Origin of the sequence: Streptosporangium subroseum (assembly GCF_900188345.1) — a bacterium.
GTDB classification, from domain to species: Bacteria; Actinomycetota; Actinomycetes; order Streptosporangiales; family Streptosporangiaceae; genus Streptosporangium; species Streptosporangium subroseum.
Genome location: NZ_FZOD01000008.1, coordinates 1 through 21,080, shown reverse-complemented (window position 1 = coordinate 21,080; position 21,080 = coordinate 1). Strand labels below are relative to the sequence as shown.

At 69.2% G+C, this 21,080-nt stretch carries 19 protein-coding genes and 2 tRNA genes; 10 read left to right on the top strand and 11 right to left on the bottom strand.

The annotated features are described in order from the left end of the window. The first annotated feature begins 333 nt into the window (after positions 1–333). The 4 genes from CHC08_RS10530 to CHC08_RS10515 all read left to right on the top strand — a co-directional run bounded on the left by CHC08_RS10530 (position 334) and on the right by CHC08_RS10515 (position 6,464). Entirely contained in the window at positions 334–471 is a 138-nt protein-coding gene (locus tag CHC08_RS10530) for a LuxR C-terminal-related transcriptional regulator (protein WP_089207037.1), read from the top strand. A gap of 96 nt (positions 472–567) precedes the next feature. Next, entirely contained in the window at positions 568–1,788 is a 1,221-nt protein-coding gene (locus tag CHC08_RS10525; RefSeq protein ID WP_089207036.1) for a PucR family transcriptional regulator, read from the top strand. Positions 1,789–1,875: 87 nt separating this feature from the next. Continuing rightward, the gene (locus CHC08_RS10520; protein WP_089207035.1) at positions 1,876–4,041 is read left to right on the top strand and encodes a hypothetical protein; all 2,166 of its coding nucleotides are present in this window, start codon (positions 1,876–1,878) and stop codon (positions 4,039–4,041) included. 41 nt (positions 4,042–4,082) lie between these two features. Further along, positions 4,083–6,464, top strand: coding sequence for a DUF6351 family protein (locus tag CHC08_RS10515; protein ID WP_218825238.1), 2,382 nt, complete (start codon positions 4,083–4,085; stop codon positions 6,462–6,464). Positions 6,465–6,659: 195 nt separating this feature from the next. On the opposite strand, the gene CHC08_RS10510 is transcribed toward CHC08_RS10515, so the two are convergent. Next, positions 6,660–7,103: a pyridoxamine 5'-phosphate oxidase family protein gene (locus CHC08_RS10510; RefSeq protein WP_089207034.1), complete on the bottom strand. Its 444-nt coding sequence runs from the start codon at positions 7,101–7,103 to the stop codon at positions 6,660–6,662. A gap of 203 nt (positions 7,104–7,306) precedes the next feature. On the opposite strand from CHC08_RS10510, the gene CHC08_RS10505 reads away from it, so the two are divergent. The 3 genes from CHC08_RS10505 to CHC08_RS10495 are packed head-to-tail and all read left to right on the top strand — an operon-like array spanning position 7,307 to position 8,900. Continuing rightward, complete coding sequence (locus tag CHC08_RS10505; RefSeq protein ID WP_089207223.1) at positions 7,307–7,906, top strand: sulfite oxidase-like oxidoreductase; 600 nt, start codon at positions 7,307–7,309, stop codon at positions 7,904–7,906. After that, positions 7,876–8,634 carry a ferredoxin reductase gene (locus CHC08_RS10500; RefSeq protein ID WP_089207033.1) on the top strand — a complete coding sequence of 253 codons (759 nt, stop codon included), beginning with the start codon at positions 7,876–7,878 and terminating at the stop codon, positions 8,632–8,634. The genes CHC08_RS10505 and CHC08_RS10500 overlap by 31 nt, the downstream gene beginning before the upstream one ends. Beyond that, on the top strand, positions 8,631–8,900 hold the full coding sequence (locus tag CHC08_RS10495; protein WP_089207032.1) for a DUF6510 family protein: 270 nt from the start codon (positions 8,631–8,633) through the stop codon (positions 8,898–8,900). Before CHC08_RS10500 ends, CHC08_RS10495 begins: the two co-directional genes overlap by 4 nt. Before the next feature lie 161 nt (positions 8,901–9,061). Here the strand turns inward: CHC08_RS10495 and CHC08_RS10490 are convergent, their stop codons facing one another. Continuing rightward, on the bottom strand, positions 9,062–10,036 hold the full coding sequence (locus CHC08_RS10490) for an aldo/keto reductase (protein ID WP_089207031.1): 975 nt from the start codon (positions 10,034–10,036) through the stop codon (positions 9,062–9,064). Positions 10,037–10,093: 57 nt separating this feature from the next. Between CHC08_RS10490 and CHC08_RS10485 the strand changes: the two genes are divergently transcribed. Further along, entirely contained in the window at positions 10,094–11,032 is a 939-nt protein-coding gene (locus tag CHC08_RS10485) for an MBL fold metallo-hydrolase (RefSeq protein ID WP_089207030.1), read from the top strand. Between the two features lie 205 nt (positions 11,033–11,237). Here the strand turns inward: CHC08_RS10485 and CHC08_RS10480 are convergent, their stop codons facing one another. Then, on the bottom strand, positions 11,238–13,130 hold the full coding sequence (locus tag CHC08_RS10480) for a S9 family peptidase (protein ID WP_089207029.1): 1,893 nt from the start codon (positions 13,128–13,130) through the stop codon (positions 11,238–11,240). A gap of 217 nt (positions 13,131–13,347) precedes the next feature. Further along, a complete protein-coding gene (locus tag CHC08_RS10475; RefSeq protein WP_089207028.1) occupies positions 13,348–14,463 on the bottom strand; it encodes a zinc-dependent alcohol dehydrogenase family protein in 1,116 nt (371 codons plus the stop codon). Between the two features lie 293 nt (positions 14,464–14,756). Between CHC08_RS10475 and CHC08_RS10470 the strand changes: the two genes are divergently transcribed. Both CHC08_RS10470 and CHC08_RS10465 read left to right on the top strand, forming a co-directional pair. Then, on the top strand, positions 14,757–16,193 hold the full coding sequence (locus CHC08_RS10470; protein ID WP_089207027.1) for a glutamate-cysteine ligase family protein: 1,437 nt from the start codon (positions 14,757–14,759) through the stop codon (positions 16,191–16,193). An 89-nt stretch (positions 16,194–16,282) separates the two neighbouring features. Continuing rightward, positions 16,283–17,326 (top strand): hypothetical protein, encoded by a 1,044-nt coding sequence (locus tag CHC08_RS10465; RefSeq protein WP_089207026.1) that lies wholly within the window; start codon positions 16,283–16,285, stop codon positions 17,324–17,326. A gap of 96 nt (positions 17,327–17,422) precedes the next feature. Here CHC08_RS10465 and pcp read toward each other — a convergent pair whose 3' ends face one another. From pcp to CHC08_RS10430, 7 genes are all read right to left on the bottom strand, one after another. Beyond that, complete coding sequence (pcp, locus tag CHC08_RS10460; RefSeq protein ID WP_089207025.1) at positions 17,423–18,052, bottom strand: pyroglutamyl-peptidase I; 630 nt, start codon at positions 18,050–18,052, stop codon at positions 17,423–17,425. Beyond that, positions 18,049–18,426: a thiol-disulfide oxidoreductase DCC family protein gene (locus CHC08_RS10455; RefSeq protein WP_089207024.1), complete on the bottom strand. Its 378-nt coding sequence runs from the start codon at positions 18,424–18,426 to the stop codon at positions 18,049–18,051. Before CHC08_RS10455 ends, pcp begins: the two co-directional genes overlap by 4 nt. Positions 18,427–18,517: 91 nt before the next feature. Then, positions 18,518–19,408, bottom strand: a complete 891-nt coding sequence (locus tag CHC08_RS10450; protein ID WP_245878249.1) for a hypothetical protein — start codon at positions 19,406–19,408, stop codon at positions 18,518–18,520. A gap of 42 nt (positions 19,409–19,450) precedes the next feature. Next, positions 19,451–20,326: a hypothetical protein gene (locus CHC08_RS10445; protein WP_245878248.1), complete on the bottom strand. Its 876-nt coding sequence runs from the start codon at positions 20,324–20,326 to the stop codon at positions 19,451–19,453. A 163-nt stretch (positions 20,327–20,489) separates the two neighbouring features. Further along, the gene (locus CHC08_RS10440; RefSeq protein WP_089207021.1) at positions 20,490–20,765 is read right to left on the bottom strand and encodes a VOC family protein; all 276 of its coding nucleotides are present in this window, start codon (positions 20,763–20,765) and stop codon (positions 20,490–20,492) included. Between the two features lie 153 nt (positions 20,766–20,918). Further along, positions 20,919–20,993, bottom strand: a tRNA-Val gene (locus CHC08_RS10435). Between the two features lie 13 nt (positions 20,994–21,006). Next, positions 21,007–21,078, bottom strand: a tRNA-Gly gene (locus CHC08_RS10430). Positions 21,079–21,080 lie beyond the last annotated feature (2 nt).

Below are 21,080 nucleotides of genomic sequence, written 5' to 3'. Positions count from 1 at the left end.
GCGCCGCCCCGTGGGGGCGCGGGTGGTCAGAGGCTCGGATCGGTCAGGAGTAGGGGGTCTGCTCCGGTCGTTCGCGACGGCGGAGGTCGGCGTGCCGGCAACCTGCCCGCGATACGGGGCCAGGGTTCGAATCGTGGACGACTGAGGAAGCTATGAGTGATCAGGCCGAAGATGATCAGACTTTACGAAATCGTTCAACAATCCGTCAAGAGGACAATAAGTGAGATGCCGTGCGGGCCCAGCCCCGCCTGATGGTCACATCGGCGGAGGCGGCGCAGCGGCTGACCGCACTCACGGTCGTGAGTCCGAGGTCTTGCGCCTGGTGGCGAGGGCATGTCCAAGGCTGAGGTCGGCCGACGGCTGCGCATGAGCGAGACGACCATCAAGACCTATGTGAGCCGGATCCTGACCAAGCTCGGCTGCTCGAATCGCGTTCAGGCGGCCCTGCTGGTGCGCGACGCCCGAGGATGAGCCTCCGGTACCGGTGATCGTCATGCCGGCTCGGCGGGGGAATACGATGACCCCCCGATCACCGAGGAGGCCGACGAGAATGGCCGCCGGACCGACATGCGCCGTTTGAACGCTCTCGCCAAGCGTGTCGCCTCGCGCCTCGACCTGCTCGCCGGCCGGATGGTCGACGCCTTCGTGGTGGAGGTCCCCCTCTACGCCCACCTGCCCCGGGAGCAGCTGGAGGGTGAGATCCTCCAGATCTGCCGGCACAACCTGCGGCTCTTCTTCCGGGTCCTCAGCGAGAACGAGCTACCGGGGGAGCGGGAGCTTCTCGCCGTTCGCCGCAGCGCGGCGCGACGGGCGGAGGAGCACGTGCCGCTGGAGATGGTGCTCGCGGCCTACCGCGTGGGATCGAAGCTCGGCTGGCAGGCGCTCTGCGCCGAGGCGCGTCCCGAGGAGCGCGAGGACCTGCTCGAAGCCGCGCAACTGATGATCACTTACACCCAGGTCGTCACCAGCGCCGTCGCCGCCGCCTATCTGGAGGAGCGCCAGGCGATCCACGACGAGGATCGGGAGGCGCGTCGCCGGTTGGCCGAGGCGCTCCTCGTGGGAATGCCCGCACACCAGCTGGCCGAGCGCGCCGGTCATCCGCTCGCCGCCGGCTACCACGTGCTGGCGGTACGGGCCGAGTCGTCGGTGGACGAGCGCGATGAGGAGGTGGAGAGCGCCGTGGCGGCCCGCCGCAAGTTGCGGCGGATGGAGCAGAGCTTGTTCGACGACGCCGGTCATGAGGTGCTCAGCGTGCTCGCGCCCGGTGGCGGCATGGTGCTTCTCCCGATCACGGGACGGGACGACCGTGAGAGCCGGGTCGAGGCCACGGTGGCGCGGCTGGCAAAGGCCGCTGACGCGTCGGTGCTCGCGGCGGTCGCCTCCGGCGCCGACCTCGCCGAGCTGCCGTCCGCGGCGGCCGAGGCCGGACACGTGCTCCAGCTCGCCGGGCGGCTGAACGCCGCACCGGGGACGTACACACTCGACGACGTCCTGCTGGAGTACGTGCTGGCGAGCGCGGGGCAGGTGGGCCGACGCCTCGCGGACGTCCTCCTGCCGCTGGAGTCCGGGCCCGAGCTGGTGCAGACCCTCACCGCCTGGTTCGACTCCGACTTCCACCGGAGGCGGACGGCGGCCGCGCTGCACATCCACCCCAACACCCTTGATTACCGGCTGACCCGGATATGCGAACTGACCGGCTTCTCCGCGGGGACGGGACGGGGGGTCCTGGTGCTGGGGGCGGCGCTGACACTGCGCGCACTTGGGAGAAGTCACAACGAAAGCCCATAACTCTCGGATGAACACCGATGGTCGCCGTAGAAGCGGTCGGGTTAGCATCCCGAGATTGCCGATTCCGGCTTATCTGAGGAACACATCATGAATCGCTCGTTGGCTCTCTTCGGCGCGCTGATCGTCACGGCCGCGCTGACGGTCGGCACACCTGTGGCCGCGACCACAGGCACACCGCCGCCGACCTCCACCCCCCGTGCCAATGCCGAATCCGGTCCCGGTGGCGGCGGCCCGCAATCCGGCTGCGACCCGATCGACCCCGCCGCCTGCCTGCTGCCCTTCCCCAATGACTATTTCACCGTCCCCGATCGGTCCACCGCCACCGGCAGGCGGGTCGCCTTCTCGCCCGCGATGATGCCTCAGAACGTCGCCGGAACCCCGATCGACCCCACCGAATGGAACCGCAACGACGGCTTCAGCCCCGGCACGCCGATCCTCACCAGGGTGCCCGGGGTCGATCTGAAGAAGACCAAGGCCGCGCCGATCACCGATATCGGCAGGTCACTCGACGATGACGCGCCGATCGTGCTGCTCAACGCCAGAACCGGTGAGCGCACGCCGTACTGGGCGGAACTCGACGCCAATGCGACCGACCCCGCCCGCCAGGCTCTGATCATCCGTCCGGCCGCGAACCTCGCGGAGGGCACGCGCTACATCGTCGCGCTTCGCTCGATGCGGGACCGGACGGGTCACCTCATCCCGGCGGCCCCCGCGTTCGCGGCGTACGCCGACTCCCGGCACGGCCACGGAAAGGTCGACGATCGGCGCCTCGGGCAGATGAGGGACATCTTCGCGAAGCTTGAGAGGGCCGGGGTCGAACGGCGCGATCTCTACCTCGCCTGGGATTTCACCGTCGCCAGCGAGCGCGGTCTCTCGGAGCGGATGCTGCACATCCGCGACGACGCCTTCCGGCAGCTCGGTGACACCGACCTCTCCGACAAGTCGGTCAAGGGCCGCTCTCCGCGATTCACCGTCGACTCGGTGCAGGACTTCGGGCAGTGCGGTACCGACGGGTGCCAGCAGGGTGAGAACGACCAGGTCGCCCGCCGCGTCGCGGGGAGCATCTTCGTGCCGTGCTATCTCGACGAGACCAACTGCCCCACCGGAGCGGTGTTCCATTACTCGAAGGGATCCTCGCTGCCGACCCAGATCCCCGGCAACGAGCGGGCCGCGAACTTCATCTGCAACATTCCCCGCTCGGCCGTCTCCGGTGACCGGATCCGCAAGGCGCACCCGTCGCTGTACGGCCACGGCCTGCTCGGCAGCGCGGACGAGGTCGACTCCGGCAAGCTGTACACGATCGGCGACGACAACGGCATCATGTTCTGCGCGACCGACTGGATCGGGCTGGCAAGGGACGACCGGGCGACCGCTCCCGAAACCTACCGCGACATCTCGAAGTTCCCCACGGCCGCCGACCGCGGGCAGCAGGGAATGCTCGACTTCCTCTATCTGGGCCGGGCGATGATCCACCCGGATGGTTTCGCGGCCAACCCGGCCTTCAGGTTCGAGAAGAAGGGCCGGAGCGAGTCGGTCATCGACACCCGCGAACTGCTCTACATGGGGGGAAGTCAGGGCGGCATCATGGGCGGCGCCCTCACCGCGGTCGCACCCGACTTCACCAAGGCCGCGCTCGGCGTTCCCGGTATGAACTACAGCCTGCAACTCAACCGCAGCGTCGACTTCGCGCCGTTCCAGACGATCTTCGACCAGAACTATCCCGACAAGCTCGACCAGCAGGTCATCTTCGGCCTGCTGCAGATGCTGTGGGACCGTTCGGAGGCCAGTGGCTACGCGCACCACATGACGACCGACACCTACCCGGACACGCCCGAGCACAAGGTGCTCATGCTCGTGTCCTACGGTGACCACCAGGTCTCCACATGGGCCTCGGCGGTCGAGGCACGCACCATCGGCGCCCACATCCGCACTCCCGTCCTCGATCCCGGGCGGTCGCAGGAGAAGACACCGTTCTGGGGGATCCCGGAGATCAAGCGGTCGCCGTACCGCGGGCCGGCGACCATCACGGTCTGGGACATCGGGCCGCTGCGCACCGTCGACGGCCAGGTCAAGGGGACGCCGCCGCCACCCGTCGAGAACGTGCCCAACGACGAGGGCGTGGACCCGCACGGGCCGGACGCCACGGAGACCGCGGCGGGGCAGGAGCAACTGGCGACCTTCCTCCTCGACGGCGTGGTCGTCGACACCTGCGGAAACCGCCCCTGCTACCTCGACGGCTGGACCGGGCCGTGACCCGCCGGACGTCCGCACCTCCGAGAGCTCAGGAGCAGATCATGAATTCCCCCTCCGGCAGACGGCGCCGGTACCTCGCCGTCGTCGCGTCACTGACCATCGCCACCATGCTCACCGCGGCCGGCCCCGCGGTGGCGTCCGCGCGGGACCGCCCGTCCGACGATCGGCGGTCGGGCGAGCAGAACGGCCGAGACGGGCACGACCTGCGGATCACGGTGCTGTCCAGCCGGCCCGACCAGGTGTCGGGCGGTGACGCGCGGGTGCGGGTGCGGGTGCCGGAGAGCGTGTCGCCACGCCACGTGAGGATCCGCCTCAACGGAGCCGAGGTCACACGCGACTTCTCCCCGGGCGAGCAGCGGCAGACGCTCGTCGGTCTCGTCGACGGGATGCGGATCGGCCGCAACGTTCTCACGGCGGAGACCGAGGGCGGTCGCCGGCTCGATGCCCGGCTCACGCTGACCAACCACGACATCACCGGGCCGATCTTCTCCGGCCCCCACCAGCAGCCGTTCGTCTGCAAGACCGAGCAGTCGGGGCTGGGCCAGCCGCTGGCCGACAACCAGGAACACGTCGGTCTGCCGGTCTTCGCGCTCGACGCGAACGGGCAGAAGACCGATCAGATCACCGGGTGGAGCCGCGACTGCAGCGTCAAGCCGCGGGTCGACTACGTCTACCGGACCACGGACGGCGCGTGGAAGCCGCTGCCGGTCGACGGCAGCCGGCCCGGTGACCTCGCCACCACCACGACGCTCGACGGAACCGTCCGCGACTTCGTCGTCCGCTGGGAGCGCGGCACGATCAACCGGTTCATCTACAGCATCGCGATGCTGAGCCCGCTCCACGTGGACGAGGAACACCCCGCCGACACGGCCTGGAACAAACGCCTGATCTACAGTTTCAGCTCGGGCGGGGTCGGAATCGGGTACAACCAGGGTGATCTCGGCACCAAGCTCGACGACATGTACTACGCCGAAGAGGGGCTGGCCGCCGGGTACGCCGTGACCTACTCCACGGGCAACGACACCGGGAACCACTACAACCTTCAGCTCGGCGGCGAGACCGCTCTCATGGTGAAGGAGCGGTTCGTGGAGCAGCACGGGGCGCCCCTGTACACCGTCGGCATCGGTGCCTCCGGCGGCGGCATCCAGCAGTACGTGTACGGGCAGAACCACCCCGGCCTCATCGACGCCGCCATCCCCGTGTACGCCTATCCGGACATGGTCACCCAGGGCATCCACGTCGCCGACTGCGAGCTGCTCGAGCACTACATGGACGTCACCGCCGCGGACAACCCCAAGTGGCAGGACTGGAACAACCGCAAGCTGATCGAGGGGATGAACTCGAGCGGCACGGTGCGTAATCCGTACACGGGAAAGCCCGGCTCCAGCGAGTGCGTCAACGGCTGGCGGGGGCTCAGCCCGCTGACCCTCAACCCGCACTACGGGTCGGCCGGCTCGAACCAGGCTCTGATGGAGCCCAAGGGCGTCATGGACACGGTGAAGTGGACCCATTTCGATGACCTGCGCAACATCTACGGGGTGAGGGCGAACGGCTTCGCACGGCAGACCTTCGACAATGTCGGCGTGCAGTACGGACTTGGGGCGCTCCGGGACGGCACGCTGACTCCCGAGGAGTTCCTGCGGCTCAACGCCACCGTCGGCGGCTGGAAGAAGCCGGAGGACATGGTGCAGGAAGGGGCGCCGTTTGTGCCCGGCGGCACGTACGACCCGTGGAGTTCGCGCAACATGACGCTGAGCCCGGACGGCGGGACGACACCGGCCCCTCGCACCGAGGGCGACGTCGGCGCCATGGAGGCGGCTCACCGCGCGGGTCTCGTCTTCCGCGGTCAGATCGACATCCCGATCATCGACTGGCGGCACTACCTCGAAGACCAGCTGAACATGCACAACAGCCGGCAGTCCTTCGTCAGCCGGGAACGCATCATCGACGCACGGGGAAACGCGGACAACCAGGCCATCTGGTTCACGGACGCGCGGCCTGACGGCGCCAAGTCCAGCCCGCTCACCGAGGCGTTCAAGGTCATGGACCAGTGGATGGAGAACATCCGGAAGAACCCGAAACGCACCGCCGGCCAGAACAAGCCAGCCGGCGCCGGCGACCGATGCTTCGACACCGACGGCCGGCTCATCGCCTCCGGTCGGCACGTCTGGGACGGAATCCTCGACGACGGGCAGGAGGGGGCCTGCGCCAAGCTGTTCCCCATCCACTCCACGTCGCGCATCGTCGCCGGTGGGCCGTTCGACGAGACAATGTACAAGTGCCGCCTCCAGCCGGTCGAAAAGGCCGTGGCCAGGGGCGACTACGGGTCGTGGCGGCCCGGCTCGGCACAGAGGGACACGCTGAAAAAGATCTTCCCGACCGGAGTCTGCGACTACACCAAGCCGCCGGTGGGCCGCCCCTGAGCCGCCGATCCACACCGCTGATCATGGCGCTCTGAACCTTCACCGCCTCTGATCCGAGGGGTGCCGGCCCGTCAGGCCGGCACCCCTGAGTGCTTTCCGGAGCCGCACGGACGGCATCGATGGGTGAACGGCAGGCGCAGGAGGCGAAGCAGCGCTTCGGCGGGGTCGTACGGGGTGCGGGTGAAACGGGATCTCTCAGGCGTTGGAGGACAGGCGCTGCGGCGTGAGCAGGACGGCGGTGCGCCGTTCCTCGGCCATGACGCGGTCGTAGGCCTCCCAGTCGTCGTGGGTGCCGCCCGCCGCGCTGAAGACGTCGCGGAGCAGCAGACGGAGGCCCTCCGCGTCGAGGCCGTCCACCGGGTCGTCGGGACCGATCAGCTCGACGGGACCCTCCGCCGAGGCCCACTGCCAGCCGGTGCGCAGGACGGCGGCGGCGTACGGCCTGCGCCGCAGGTCGGAGAGTTTGCGCGTGTCGCCCCGGACCACAAAGCCGACCACCGGCTGCCCTGTGAGGGGATGGTCGAGCACACCCGCGTTGACCAGTGAGGAACGGATGGTTCCGTCGGGGCGCAGGGTGGAGACGACGCAGAGGCCGTGGTCACCGGCGACCAGCTGAGCGAAATCCGCAAGAACGGTCACATTCGTGAGCCTAGCCCAGCGTTCGAGGCGAGGTGAGGAGGTGCTCGGACCGGAGTGTCAAGGCACCCCCGGCCTGCTGGATGGCATTTGATCTAGGTTAATGTGATGGTGTTCACTCTTTTCTCATGACTCGCCCTCTCAAGAGCGATTAATGGGATTTTTGGCGACCGTCATGACATGCCAGATAGTGGGAGGTGGGCGTCATCGGCATCGTCTCACCGGGGTTCTTCGGGCGCAGGCGCGACAGAGCACCTGATCTGCCACCGGGACAGTATCTGACCAAGGATTTTCCCGTGCTCTCGGCCGGGCCCACGCCTCAGATCTCCACGGAGGTCTGGAACTTCAGCGTCACCACCGAGACCGGAGAGGTGAGGCGCTGGAACTGGGCGGAGCTCAACGCCCTCTCCGTGGAGCGGACCACGGTCGACCTGCACTGTGTCACCAAGTGGTCCAAGCTCGCCACCACCTGGGAGGGCGTCTCGCTGGACACCCTCCTCGACGGCGTGGAGACGTCCGCGGAGTACGCCGTGGCGAGCTCCTACGGCGGCTACACCACCAACCTCCCCCTGGAGGACCTCCTCGACGGGAAGGCGTGGATCGCCGTCCGCTACGACGGCGAACCTCTCACTCCCGAACACGGAGGCCCCGCCCGGTTGCTCGTGCCACACCTGTATCTCTGGAAGAGCGCCAAGTGGGTGCGCGGCATCCGGCTTCTCAATGACGACGAACCGGGTTTCTGGGAGAGCGTCGGCTATCACAACTACGGAGACCCATGGCGCGAGCAAAGATACTGGGGCGACTGACCTGGCGGGTCGCCACGGTGGCCGCCGTACGTGACGAGACCTCCAGCGCCCGCACGATCGTCCTGGACGTACCCGACTGGCCCGGGCACCTCCCCGGTCAGCATGTCGACGTACGGCTCACCGCCCCCGACGGCTACTCCACCCAGCGGTCGTACTCCATCGCCTCGGCGCCTGAGGGAAACCGGCTGGAGCTGACCGTCGATGTGCTGCCCGACGGGGAGGTCTCGCCCTACCTCGCGCGGGTGCTCTCCGTGGGAGACCCGCTGGAGATCCGCGGCCCGATCGGCGGCTGGTTCGTGTGGGACCCCGAGAAGCCGGAACCGGTGCAGCTGATCGGGGGCGGCTCCGGCGTCGTCCCGCTCATGGCGATGATCCGCGCCCGTGAGACGGTCGGCGCTCAGACGCCGTTCCGGCTGCTGTACTCCGCGCGCGGACCCGAGACGATCTTCTACCGCGACGAACTGCGGCGCTCCAGCGAGAACGGCTCCGGCCTGAGCGTCACCTACGCCTACACGCGCGAGGTGCCCCAGGGCTGGGAACGGCCGCCGGGGCGCGTCGACGCGAGCCTGCTCACCCAGATCACCTGGGCGCCGGAGCAGGAGCCGATCAGCTTCGTGTGCGGGCCCACCGGCTTCGTGGAGACCGTCGCCGACCTGCTCGTCTCGGCGGGACACGACCCCGCGCGCATCCGTACCGAACGTTTCGGCCCCAGCGGAGGAGGATCATGACCGAGGACCACATCGACGGAAACGCCGCAGGGGGAGCCCTGAGCGACGTGTTCGCCGTCGACCTCACCGCGGCCACGGGCCAGTGTTCCAGCTGCGCCCAGAGCCTCGCACTGGCCGAGGCGCTCCTCTACACCCAGGCTCCGGGACTGATCGCCCGCTGCCCCGGGTGCGAGGAGGTCGTGTTCCGGCTCGTACGGGGACCCGGCCGCGCGTGGCTGGACATGCGCGGCATGACATGCGTGCAGTTCGAGCTGGCCGACTCCTGAGGCCACCCGGGCGGAGAAACCCGGGCGGCGCACCGGGGTAGGGCAGGCGCCTGAGGACGCCGGGCCGCCCGGACAGCCGGACGCGCCCGGGCGGACCGGCAGCCGGACGCGCCATGGACAGCCGGACGCGCCCGGATGACGGGCCGGGAGGGCGGGCGCCGCTACTGCTTGACGGTCCGGGGGCGGTACGGCTCGGCGAGGAAGGCGAGCTCCTTCTCGGTCAGGGCCAGATCCACCGCGGCGATCGCGTCGTCCACGTGCTTGTCCTTGGTCGCGCCCACGATCGGGGCCGACAGGCCCGGCTGGTGGAGCAGCCAGGACAGCGCCACCTGAGCGGGAGGAACCTCCTTCTCGCCGGCCACCTGGGCGACCCGGTCGAGGATCTGACGGTCGTTGTCCGCCTCGGTGTAGAGGGCGTCGATGCGGGGATCACTGCCCGCGCGCGTGGTGCTCTCCTCGGAACCCGCGCGGGCGAGCAGGCCACGGGCCAGCGGGCTCCACGGGATCAGGCCCACGCCCTGGTCGGCGCAGAGCGGGTTCATCTCCCGCTCCTCCTCGCGGTAGAGCAGGTTGTAGTGGTTCTGCATGGACACGAACTTCGTCCAGCCGTTGACCTCGGCGACGTGCTGGGCCTTGGCGAACTGCCAGGCGTACATGGTGGAGGCGCCGATGTAGCGGGCCTTGCCCGCGCGGACCACGTCGTGCAGGGCCTCCATGGTCTCCTCGATCGGAGTGTCCGGGTCCCAGCGGTGGATCTGGTAGAGGTCCACGTGATCGGTGCCGAGGCGGCGCAGGGAGTCGTCGATCGCCGCGTGGATGTGCTTGCGGGACAGACCGCGGTTGTTCACGCCCTTGTGCACCGGGAAGAACACCTTGGTGGCCAGCACGTAGTCGTCCCGGCTGGGGAAGATTTTACTGAGCAACCGGCCGGTGACCTCCTCGCTGCTGCCGGAGGAATAGGTGTCCGCGGTGTCGAAGAACGTGACTCCGGCGTCGGCGGCGCGCCGGACGATCGGCTCCGAGGCGGCCTCGTCGAGGATCCACTCGCTACCCTTGGCGGGGTCGCCATAGCTCATCATGCCAAGGCAGATCCTCGACACCTTCATGCCCGTGGTGCCCAGTCGCACATATTCCATCGTGAAACCTCCCGATCATTGTGATCTGGACCAAGCCCAAACAGGACAATTCTAGATATGAGCTCATCCAGGCAGGATCACCCGCTCCCCCCGGGCCGCGTCGAGGAGGTCGCGGACCGCGTTTACGCGTACATTCAGCCTGATGGGAGCTGGTGGATCAACAACACCGGTTTCCTCGTCGGCAGCTGTGGAGTGATCAGCGTTGACTCCTGCTCCACCGAGCGGCGCACCCTCGCCTACCGCGAGGCCATCAGATCGGTCACCGACCGGCCGGTCACGACACTGATCAACACTCATCACCACGGCGACCACACCTTCGGCAACTCCGCCTTCCCCGAGGCGACGATCGTCGGGCACGAGCGGACCAGGGAGTTGATCCTCGCCGAGGGGATCCCGAACTACCTCAATATGGCCTGGACCGAGGTCGACTGGGGAAACCTGGAGGCCTGCCCGCCGTTCCTCACCTACACCGACGGGGTGACCGTCCACTCCGACGAGCTGCGCTGCGAGGTACGGCACGCGGGCGACCCGGCGCACACGACCAACGACTCCACGGTGTGGATCCCCGAGCGATCCCTGCTGTTCGCCGGTGACCTGGTGTTCAACGGCGGCACGCCGTTCGTGATGATGGGCTCGGTGACGGGTTCGATCGCGGTGCTCGACAGGCTCAGGGAGCTGAACGCGGAGACGATCGTTCCGGGGCACGGCGAGGTGTGCGGGCCGGAGGTCATCGACCACGTGCAGGGATACCTGCGGTTCGTGCTCGCCACCGCCGAGCGCGGCAGGGAGGCGGGTCTGTCGCCGCTGGAGACGGCGCGCGAGACCGACCTCGGTGAGTACGGCGGGCTGCTCGACCCCGAACGCATCGTCGGCAACCTGCACCGAGCCTACGCCGAGCTGGACGGCCTGCCTCCGGGGGAGCCGATCGACGTGATCACCGCGATGCTCGAGATGATCGACTTCAACGGAGGCAGGCCGCTGACCTGCTCGGCCTGATCAGGAACTCGCCCCGGGCCGATCGGGCGCCTGATCAGATCAAGCACCTGATTCGACGGCCCGTCCCGGCCTGATCAAGAGCCCGTTCCCGGGCGATCAGGAGCTCGCCCGGGGTGGTCGGGGCTTGTCTTGAGCCGATCAGGGGCCGGACCGGGCGACCGCTCGGGCGAGTCCCCGAGCGGTCCGGGCACCCGGCCTGAACGGATCAGGAAAGGTGGCGTGACCACCATTCGAGGACGGCCTCGAAACGCTGGAGCCGGTGCTTGGGACGGCCGCTCCGGCTGAGCTCGTGCCCCTCACCGGGGAACAGCAGAAACTCGACGGGGACGCCGTTGTGGCGCAGGGCGACGAACATGCGCTGGGCCTGCTCGACCGGGCAGCGCCAGTCCTCCTCGGAGTGGACCACGGCGAACGGCAGGTCGATCCGGTCGGCGTGGTAGAGCGGGCTCATCGCACGCTGGGCCTCGATGTCGGTGCCGCAGTAGGCCTCGGTGAAGAACCAGCCGATGTCGGAGGAGCCGGTGAAGGAGTCCCAGGCGTTGACCGCCCGCTCGCTCCAGGCGGCCTTGAAGCGGCTCCCGTGGTGGGAGGCCAGCCAGCTCGTCATGAATCCGCCGTAGGAGCCGCCCATCACGCCCACTCGCTCGGCGTCGCACTCGGGCCGGGTCAGCGCGGCGTCCAGCAGGGCGAGGATGTCGTCGGCGTCCACGGTGCCGAATCGGCCGATGACGGCCTGGCCGTGGGCCTGGCCGTACCCGGCCGAGCCTCGCGGGTTGGGCAGGACCACGGCGTATCCGGCGGCGGCGTAGACCTGGGTCTCGTCCATGAACGCCCACCCGTGCTGGGCGAACGGGCCGCCGTGGACGTTCAGCAGGACCGGGTGCGGGCCCTCGCCCTCGGGCAGGGCCAGCCAGCCGTGGACGGGGTAGCCGTCGGCGGACACGGCGGTGATCTCCTCGAGGCGGACCCCGGACGGCGATCCGGAGAACTCGGTGAGCGGCCCGTCCGGGGTGACCACCTCGCCGGGGCTCTGCGGAGTGGAGACCACGGCGACGATCCGCCCGCCGTGGGAGGTGAACGCCTTGACACCCGCCCGCTCGCCCAGCACGAGGGTGAGTTTCTCCAGCGGCGCGTCGAGGGCGTCGGCGGGAACCAGGCGCAGTTCGACCGCGCCGCGCACCCGCACCGCGACCAGGACGCCGTTCTCGACCGGTACGACGGGAATCGATTCGATGCCCACCGACTCCTCCTCGGTCAGCCGCACCCCGGTCGCCGGTTCGCCGCCGATCCGCAGGGGAGCGCGGTAGAGGCCGGTGTTGCGGGCCACGGCGTGGATGCCGGAGAAGGCCTCACCGAGGTAGAGCACGTCCCCGTCGGGGAGCACGACGGGATGGTCGGCCAATCCGGCGCTGCGCACCACAAGGATCGGTGCGCCGCCGGCGGCCGGGACGGCGTACAGGTCGGTGTTCAGGCCCTCTTCGTCGAGGTCGCGATCGGCCGAGACCAGCACGTGCTCGCCGTCGGGGGTCCAGGCGGGGGAGGCGACCTCGTAGGGCCCCTCGGTCAGGCGCACCGGCTGGGGGATGTCGGCGAGGGCGTTGACCACGAACAGGGCCGGCCGCCGGTCGAGGATGAAACCGACGCCGTCGTGCCGGTAGCGGAAACCGGTGATCCGGCGCGGCGCCTCGGCCGCGGGGCTCGCGCCCTCCTCGGCGCTGTAGCGGCCGTCCTCGGGAACGCGGGCGACAAAGGCGATCCTGCGGGAGTCGGGCGCCCAGACCGGGACACCGGCGCCGAGGGGCAGGTCGGTGAGCGGGCGTGCCTCGCCTCCGCCGGTGGGCATCACGTGGAGCTGAGGCTTGCCTCCGGCGGTCGCACGCAGGAAGGCCACCCAGGCGCCGTCAGGGGAGATACGGGGTGCGGTGTCCCGGTCGCCAAAGGTGAAACGGACGGGGGCCCCTTCCTGGGGCACCCGCCACAGGCTCCCGCGATAGGCGTCGGCTTCCAGGTCGGGCTGGGCGACGTCAACGAGGAGCAGGTCATCGTGGAGCGTGACGCTGCCGGGGATGTGCATCAAGGCGAGATCTTCTGGGCGCATGTCCGGTGACGTTATCACCGCATTCGTCGCATTTTGTAGGTGTGAAACCGGTGTTTCTGCGCTTTTTGCGAACGTGGGGCCCGCGTGTCCATGCCGGTGGTGGGCATGAGGCCCGTGGACCCGTACCGCCCATGAGCGTGGAGCCCGCGCGTCCGTACCGGCCGGGCTTCCTCCCGGCGGTCCGAGCCCCGCGTTTCCGCGATCCGGAGGAGGGCTCCTATCGCGTCGGCAGGATCATCGTGACACCCGGGACGGAGCCGATGGCGGCGAGCGCGGGACCCGCCTCGTCGAGGCCGATGGAACGGGTGAGCAGGAGGTCGGGCCGGAGCTCGCCGTCCAGGACGGCCTTCAGCATCGCGGGGTAGGCGTGCGCGGCCATGCCGTGGCTGCCGAGGAGTTCGAGCTCGTAGCCGATCACCCGGTTCATCGGGAGCGCGGTGAGGCCGGGCAGCAGGCCGATCTGGACGTGGCGTCCCCGGCGGCGCAGGCTCTCGATCGAGGACACGCATGTCCCGGGGGCGCCGAGCGCGTCGATCGAGACGTGGGCGCCGCCGGAGGTCAGGTCCCGGATGCGCGTGGCGACATCGGCTCCGTCCCCATCCGTCCCGGGGGTCCCGGGCGGGACGGAGCCGAAGGCGGTCTCGGGCGCGGGGAAGCCGGGAGCGGTCTCGGGCGGGGCGGCGGCGGTGACGCAGGCGACCGCGCCGAACCTCCTGGCCAGTTCCAGGGCCTGGGGGGAGACGTCCACGGCGATCACCCGGGCTCCGGCGGCGGCGGCGATCATCACGGCGGACAGGCCGACCCCGCCGCAACCGTGCACCGCCACCCACTCATCCGGCTGTATCCGGCCCACGGCGGTCACGGCGCGGAACGCGGTGGCGAAGCGGCAGCCCAGGCTCGCGGCCGTGGTGAACGTCATCTCCTCCGGCAGCGCCACCAGGTTCGTGTCCGCGTTGTCGATCGCCACGTATTCGGCGAAGGAACCCCAGTGGGTGAAACCCGGCTGGGTCTGGCGCTCGCAGACCTGCTGGTTCCCCGACACGCACGCCGCGCATGACCCGCAGGCGCAGACGAAGGGGACCGTGACCCGGTCACCGGCCCGCCATGAGCCGACACCTGTGCCCACGGACTCGACGACCCCGGCCAGCTCGTGCCCCGGCACGTGCGGCAGGGTCCGGATGTCCGCGTCATGTCCCTGCCAGCCGTGCCAGTCGCTCCGGCACAGCCCGGTCGCCTCCACCCGGATCACCGCGCCGCCGGGCGACGGTTCGGGGGAGGGCACCTCCCGGACCTCCAGATCGGCTCCGAACTCTTCGAAGATCACCGCTCGCATCGGCCGCACACTCCTTCAAATCACTCGACTTTACCGACTCGGCGGACTTTGCAGCATCCCCGGCACTCCCGCACCCCCAGCATGCCCGGCATCCCCAGCGCTCCCGCATCTCAGCATGCCCGGCTTCCCCGGCAGCCCCGGCGTCTCCGGCATTCCCGGTCGCCGCCGTACGCCCGCCGGGGGCGGGATCGGCAACGGATCCCCGTGTACGTCGTTACTTACCTTGTCGGCTGATTAGAACCCGCTGGTTGGGACAGAGGGAGGGGAGAACGGGACCTACTGAGGATGGTGCGATGGGTCAGCAAGTCAACAAGGAGCGCTTCTCCGAGGCGGAGTTCACACGCTTCGGAGAACGGCTGGGTGAGCAGCTCGTCGAGCTCCGTGAGCTACTCGCCAGGCCCGGGTTCGGCGTCGGGCCCGCGACCATCGGGGCGGAGCTGGAGCTGTTCCTCATCACCCCCGACGGCCGGCCGCTGCCGCGTAACCACGAGGTGCGCGCCGCCGCCGCCGACGACCGGCTCACCCTGGAGCTCGGCAGGTTCAACCTCGAGATCAACCTGACCCCGATGCCGCTCGCCGGGCGGCCCTTCAGCGCCCTGGTGCGGGAGATACGGGAGACCGTCGACCTGGTCGACAAGGCCGCGGCGACGCAGGGAGGGCAGGCCGTGGCGATCGGCATCCTTCCGTCCCTGGACGAGTCCGACTTCACCCACGAGACGCTCAGCGGCGAGAGCCGCTATCGGGCGATGAGCCGGGGCATGCGGCGGCTGCGCAGCGAGCCCTTCCGGGTGCGCATCGAAGGTGCCGAGCTGCTGGAGCTGGAGGTCGAGGGGATCGTCCTGGACAGTGCCAACACCTCCTGGCAGGTCCATCTGCGTACGGCTCCCGCCGACTTCGCCCGCGTCTACAACGCCGCCCAGCTGGCCATCGGCCCGGTTCTCGCGGTCAGCGGCAACTCGCCCGGCTTCCTGGGCAGGCAGCTGTGGGAGGAGACCAGGATCGCGCTGTTCGAGGAGGCGGCCGACGACCGGGACGTGGAGCGGCTCGACCGCAGGGATCGGCGGGTGGGCTTCGGGTCCGGCTGGGTGAAGGGCGCCGAGGAGCTGTTCGAGGCGTGTGTCCGTGACTACGAGCCGGTGCTGCCGATGATCTCGGACGCGGAGCCGACGGCGGACGGGGGCGTTCCGGGGCTGGCGGAGCTCCGGCTCCACCACGGCACGGTGTGGACGTGGAACCGGCCGGTCTACGACCCGGCGGGCGGCGGTCATCTGCGGGTGGAGATGCGTCCCCTGCCCGCGGGTCCGAGCGCCGTGGACATGGCGGCCAACAGCGCCTTCGCGCTCGGGCTCACCGTCGCCATGGCGGACCAGCCGGTCGAGGAGTTCGCCTTCGCCGGCGCCTACCGCAACTTCTATCGCGCCGCGACCCACGGTCTGGACGCGCGGATGAGCTGGCCCGGCATACAGGGGGAGATCCCGGCCGCGCAGCTCGCCCTGGATCTGCTGCCGATCGCGGCGGCCGGACTCCAGCGGATGGGGGTGGAGGCGGACGAGGTCGAGTGGACGCTGGACATCATCCGGCAGCGCGTCACGCGTCGCCGTACCGGCGCGATCTGGCAGCGGGAGGCACTGGCCCGCTTCGGTGGCGACCGGGCGGCGCGGGACCGCATGGTGATCCGGTACCGGGAGCTGTCGATGATCGGGGATCCGGTGCACACCTGGCCCCTGTGATCACAAAAAGGATTTAAATCCAGGCATACTCATGAACTCCGCATTTCGATCCGCCAGGCTGGGCGGTGAGCGAAAAAGGAGATCCCCCCATGAGTGCGATGACCGCCGTAGCGGTGGAGCCGTTCGAGCTGAAGTGGAACGGCGACGGTTTCGAGGCCGGGATCCTGGCCCTGGGGAAGGATCTCAAACGCGTGCCGCTGGACGAGGTCCTCGACAAGGCGAACCGCGTCTCGAAGAGGAAGGGCGCGGCCGGGACCGGGGCGTTCGGCTCGATGAAGCCCAAGCCGGTGGACTGGTACTGCTTCGACGCCGACGACAACGCCACCCGTGAGTGGTACCCCCAGGGGCTCACCTGCGCCTCCGACGCCGGGACCGGCGGGAACGTGTTCGTGGTGAGCTGGTACCACGATCCCTCGTCGGGGGCCGAGCGGGGCATACGCCTGTCGTTCCTGGACGCGGCGTCGCTCCGCTACCGGCACGTCCTGCTGGTGACGGCCCGCGCGGATGGGAACATCGCGCCGATCAACATTCACGCGGGCGGCGTCGCCTGGTACGACGGGCTGCTCTACGTCGCCGACACCAGCCGCGGGCTGCGGGTGTTCGACATCCGGCACATCTACGAGATCGACGGCGACGACAAGAACACGATCGGCAAGAAGAGCGGCGTCCACAACGCCTTCGGCTACCGCTACGTGATGCCGCAGACCGGCGCCTGGGTCTCGACCGGCACCGCCACGTTCTCCTTCGCCGCGATCGACCGCAGCACCGAGCCCGACAGTCTGATCTCCGGCGAGTACGTGGACACCCCCGGCAAGTTCGGCCGCGTGGCCCGCTGGCCGCTGACCTCCGACGGCTCCCTGCGGGCGGGCGCCGGCGGCACCGCCTCCGCCCTCGACGCCTACCGCCTCCCCGAGACGAAGATCCAGGGCGCGCTCACCTACAACGGCACCTGGTACCTCAGCCAGGCCGGGGGATCGACCAAGAACGGCACCCTGGTGGTGGTCGGAGACACGATCAAGAAGCGGCCCTATCCCGTGGGTCCCGAGGACCTCACCTGCGTCCGCGACAAGAAGACGCTGTGGAGCGTGACCGAGTTCGCGGGCCGCCGCGTGGTGTACGGCGTGCCGCTGTAGAGGCCCGCCGGCGTGCGGCAGGCCGGTAACCGGCGGAAAGCCCGTCTGCTTACGGTGCGGCCGCCGGGCCTGCTCCGGCGTGGGAGAGCGCGGGCCTCAGTGCAGGGAACCGCCGACCAGGCGCAGGTCGTCCCCCGGTGCGACGGAGACGGCGGCGGACACGATCGCCGCCAGCGCCTCGGCGATCATCGTGATCGGCATGGACGGCTTGGCCTCGCCGAGAACCTGCTCGGGAGCGAACGGCACGTGCACGAAGCCTCCGCGCAGCGCGGGCCGCTCGGTGGCGATCAGGTGCATGAGGCCGTAGAAGACGTGGTTGCAGACGAACGTCCCGGCGCTGTGTGACACGCTCGCCGGGACTCCGGCCGACCGGGCCGCCGCCACGCAGGCCTTCACCGGCAGCGTGGAGAAGTAGGCGGCAGGGCCGTCGCGCACCACCGGCTCGTCGATCGGCCGGTGCCCGGCGTTGTCCGGGATGCGGGCGTCGTCGAGGTTGATCGCCACCCGCTCCACCGTGACGTCGTGCCGTCCCCCGGCCTGCCCGACGCAGACGACCACCGATGGTTCGTGTTCCCTTACGGCCTCGCGCAGGTGCTCCAGCGCCTCACCGAACACGCACGGCAGCTGTACGGCGTGCACCCCCGGCACGAGCCTGACCGCCTCCCACGAGGGGTTGACGGCGGCGCCGTCGAACGGTTCGAAGCCGGTCAGCAGGACGCTCTTCATCGCCGGCCCAAGGACGGGGAGCAGGCGGGGGTGCCGCCGGGGAGGCGGCGGCGGTTGTTCGCGATGAGCCGGTAGAGCCCCTGGGCCACCCACCGGAACGGCGGGACCCGCAGGACGAACCCCAGCGGGCTCCACGGCAGACCGGCGGTGATCAGCAGCTTGGCCACCGCCTGCGCCCCGCCGTACACCCGGTCGCGGTCGATCCAGAGCACCTCGTGCTCCGCCCGCTCCCGCGTGGTGCCGAGCGCGGCCAGGTCCGCGAACTGCCAGGCCGTGACGCGGGCACGGACCCCGATCCGGCGCTGGGCGAACCGGACGCTCGTCGTGCAGAAGCCGCAGTCACCATCGAAGATCAGCACCGGTTGTCCCGTCATGGAAGAGACCTTACATATGGTGATTTGATCATATTCGGGAGGCTGGGGTGACCATGGGCTGCCCCGGGGCATTTCCGCGGACCGGTATCCCTCAGGAGGGAGGTCCGTCCAGATGGCGGAAGGCCTCGTGCGCGGAGCGGACGCTGTCACGGAGCGCCTGTTCGAGATGGCCGGCGTCCTCGCTCAGGCGGCCTATCTCCGGTACGGCGAACGTGTCGGCGCCGCTCTCTGCGAGGAGCTCCTCGTATCGGGGGAGCCGGGCCCGCAACTGCTCGATCTGGTCGTGGGCGTGCAGCGCCCGGTCGGCCTCGGAGACATGGCTCGCGTAACGTTCCAGAGCCTCCACGCGGGCGGTCACGGCGGTCTCGCTGGCGATCAGGGCACGCTCCAGCGGGGCCATGGCCGCGACCACCTCGGGGGTGCTTCCGCCGTACGTGAAGTCGTGGTGCTCGGTCCGCAGCGCCGACAGCTTGGTCAGCAGGCGGGCGATCTCCCATTCCTGGGTGGGGAGCATCACCGCGTTCCGTACGTCGTCGAGCAGGCCCAGGGCGTTGACCCGGGAGCGCAGGATGAAGTCGACCGCCTGCTGGACCCGGTCGAGGAGCAGGTCGGCGTCGTGGTCGAAGTCCTCGGGCAGGAGGTAACGCCCCTCGTACAGGTGGCCCTGCTCGTAGAGGTCGCGCTCGGTCATCTCGATCTCCAGCGGATCCCGGGCGGCGAGGACGCCGACGCAGGCCACGAAGATGAGCAGGGTGGGCACGAAGAGGAAGATCTGACTGACGTTCCCCGCGAACACCAGGAACACCAGGAAGAGCGCCGAGATCGCTCCGCAGACCTGCAGGAAGCGGCTCGACCGGCGCGGAGCGCTCGGCCGGGCCTCCGGGCTCCATCCGGCGCGGATCTGGGACAGCCTCGGTCCGTTATGGCGGAATAGATTGGCAGCTTCGGCGGGTATCTCCGGATCGACCACCACACGCCGCACAGACCAGCCCCCTTCGTCCTGATCAAGAAGCATACATTTCGGTCACCCGTCTAGATAGCGAAATGCCTCATGTGCCGAGAGGACGCTGTCGCGAAGCGCACGCCGCAACAGGTCGGCGTCCTCACTCAGATGGCCGATCTCCGGTGCGAAGAACCTGGCGGCGCCCGTCTCGGCGACGAGCTGTTCGTACTCCGGCAGGTGAGCGCGGAGGGCGTCGATCTGGTTCTGGGAGACAAGGGCGCGTTCGGCGTCCGCCACGTGCCTGGCGTAACGCTCCAGGGCCTCCACCCGGGCGACCACGGCGGCCTCGCTGGCGGCCAGGGCGCGCTCCAGCGGGGCCATGGCGGCGGCGACCTCCGGAGTCCTTCCGCCGCGGGCGAGGTTACCGTGCCTGGCCCGCAGCGCCGAGAGCTTGGTCAGCAGCCGGGCGATCTCCCACTCCTCCGCGGGAAGCATCACCGAGTTCCGTACGCTGTCGAGCATGCCCAGGGTGTTGATCCGGGAGCGCAGGATGAAGTCGATCGCCTGCTGGACCCGGCCGAGCAGGCTCCTGGCGCTGTAGTCGAAGTCCTCCAGGATCAGGTAGCGACCCTGCCACTGCATCGAGTGCCAGTACAGGACCCGCTCCACGGAGTCGGCGGGGGAGGGCTTCCTGACGAGGTACACGATGGCCAGGATGGCGATGTACAGGCAGATCAGAGGCGCGAGGAACCGCATCGGCATGCCGGTGACGACGGTGAGGCCCAGCGCCAGCAGCGACGAGGCGCCCAGGGCTCCCAGCAACGCTCCCGGCACCCGCGCGCCATCTTGGGGCTTGGGGATCCGCCCGGTGCGGAAGCGGTAGAGCAGTGGGCCGTTCTTGCGAAAAAGGCTGGCGACGTCCGCGGGTACCTCTGGATCGATCACCACACGTTGCACAGGCTCGCCCCTTCGCCACGGTTCAAGAGCATAGTGATTAATCTGGTTTCAGGTTATGCGTCCTCCCATGGTGCCTCTTTACGTTGAGACATTCCGGGTTTAATGGCTGGAGCGACATGTCCGTGCTTCCGGTCCGATGTGCGGGGCCTCATGAGTCCGCAGGTCATGGCCCGTGCACCTCCACGGCGCGGCCGTCCGGGTCGTGCAGAACCCGTTGACCGAAGACTCCCGTAAGGGTGAAGCCGAGCCGCAGGCGCCCGGTTTCCCGTCCCTCGGCGGCGGGGTAGATCTCGAAGACCGTCCCGTCGGCAAGCTCGGCCGCGTAGTGGTGCGGCCCGGTGCCGTGCTGCTCGGACCGCAGGTTCATTCCGAGGGAGGCATAGAAGTCGCGGCATTCCTCGACGCGGGTGGTGTAGATGACAAGCAGGTTCGTCCGCACAGGACCAGTGTGGAGCAGCGCCGCTCCCGGCCGCGATCCGACCGCCGTCACGTCGGGTAGCAGTCTCGATCTTCGGGGATCGGCGTGCTCCCGAAACCATGGTCGATGACCTGGGAAAACAAGAATCCCCAGGCCGGTGGCCTGGGGAAACGGTGGTGGACGATACAGGGATTGAACCTGTGACCCCTTCCGTGTCAGGGAAGTGCTCTCCCGCTGAGCTAATCGTCCTCGGGTAAACCAGAGCGGAAGACGGGATTCGAACCCGCGACCCTCACCTTGGCAAGGTGATGCTCTACCACTGAGCCACTTCCGCGT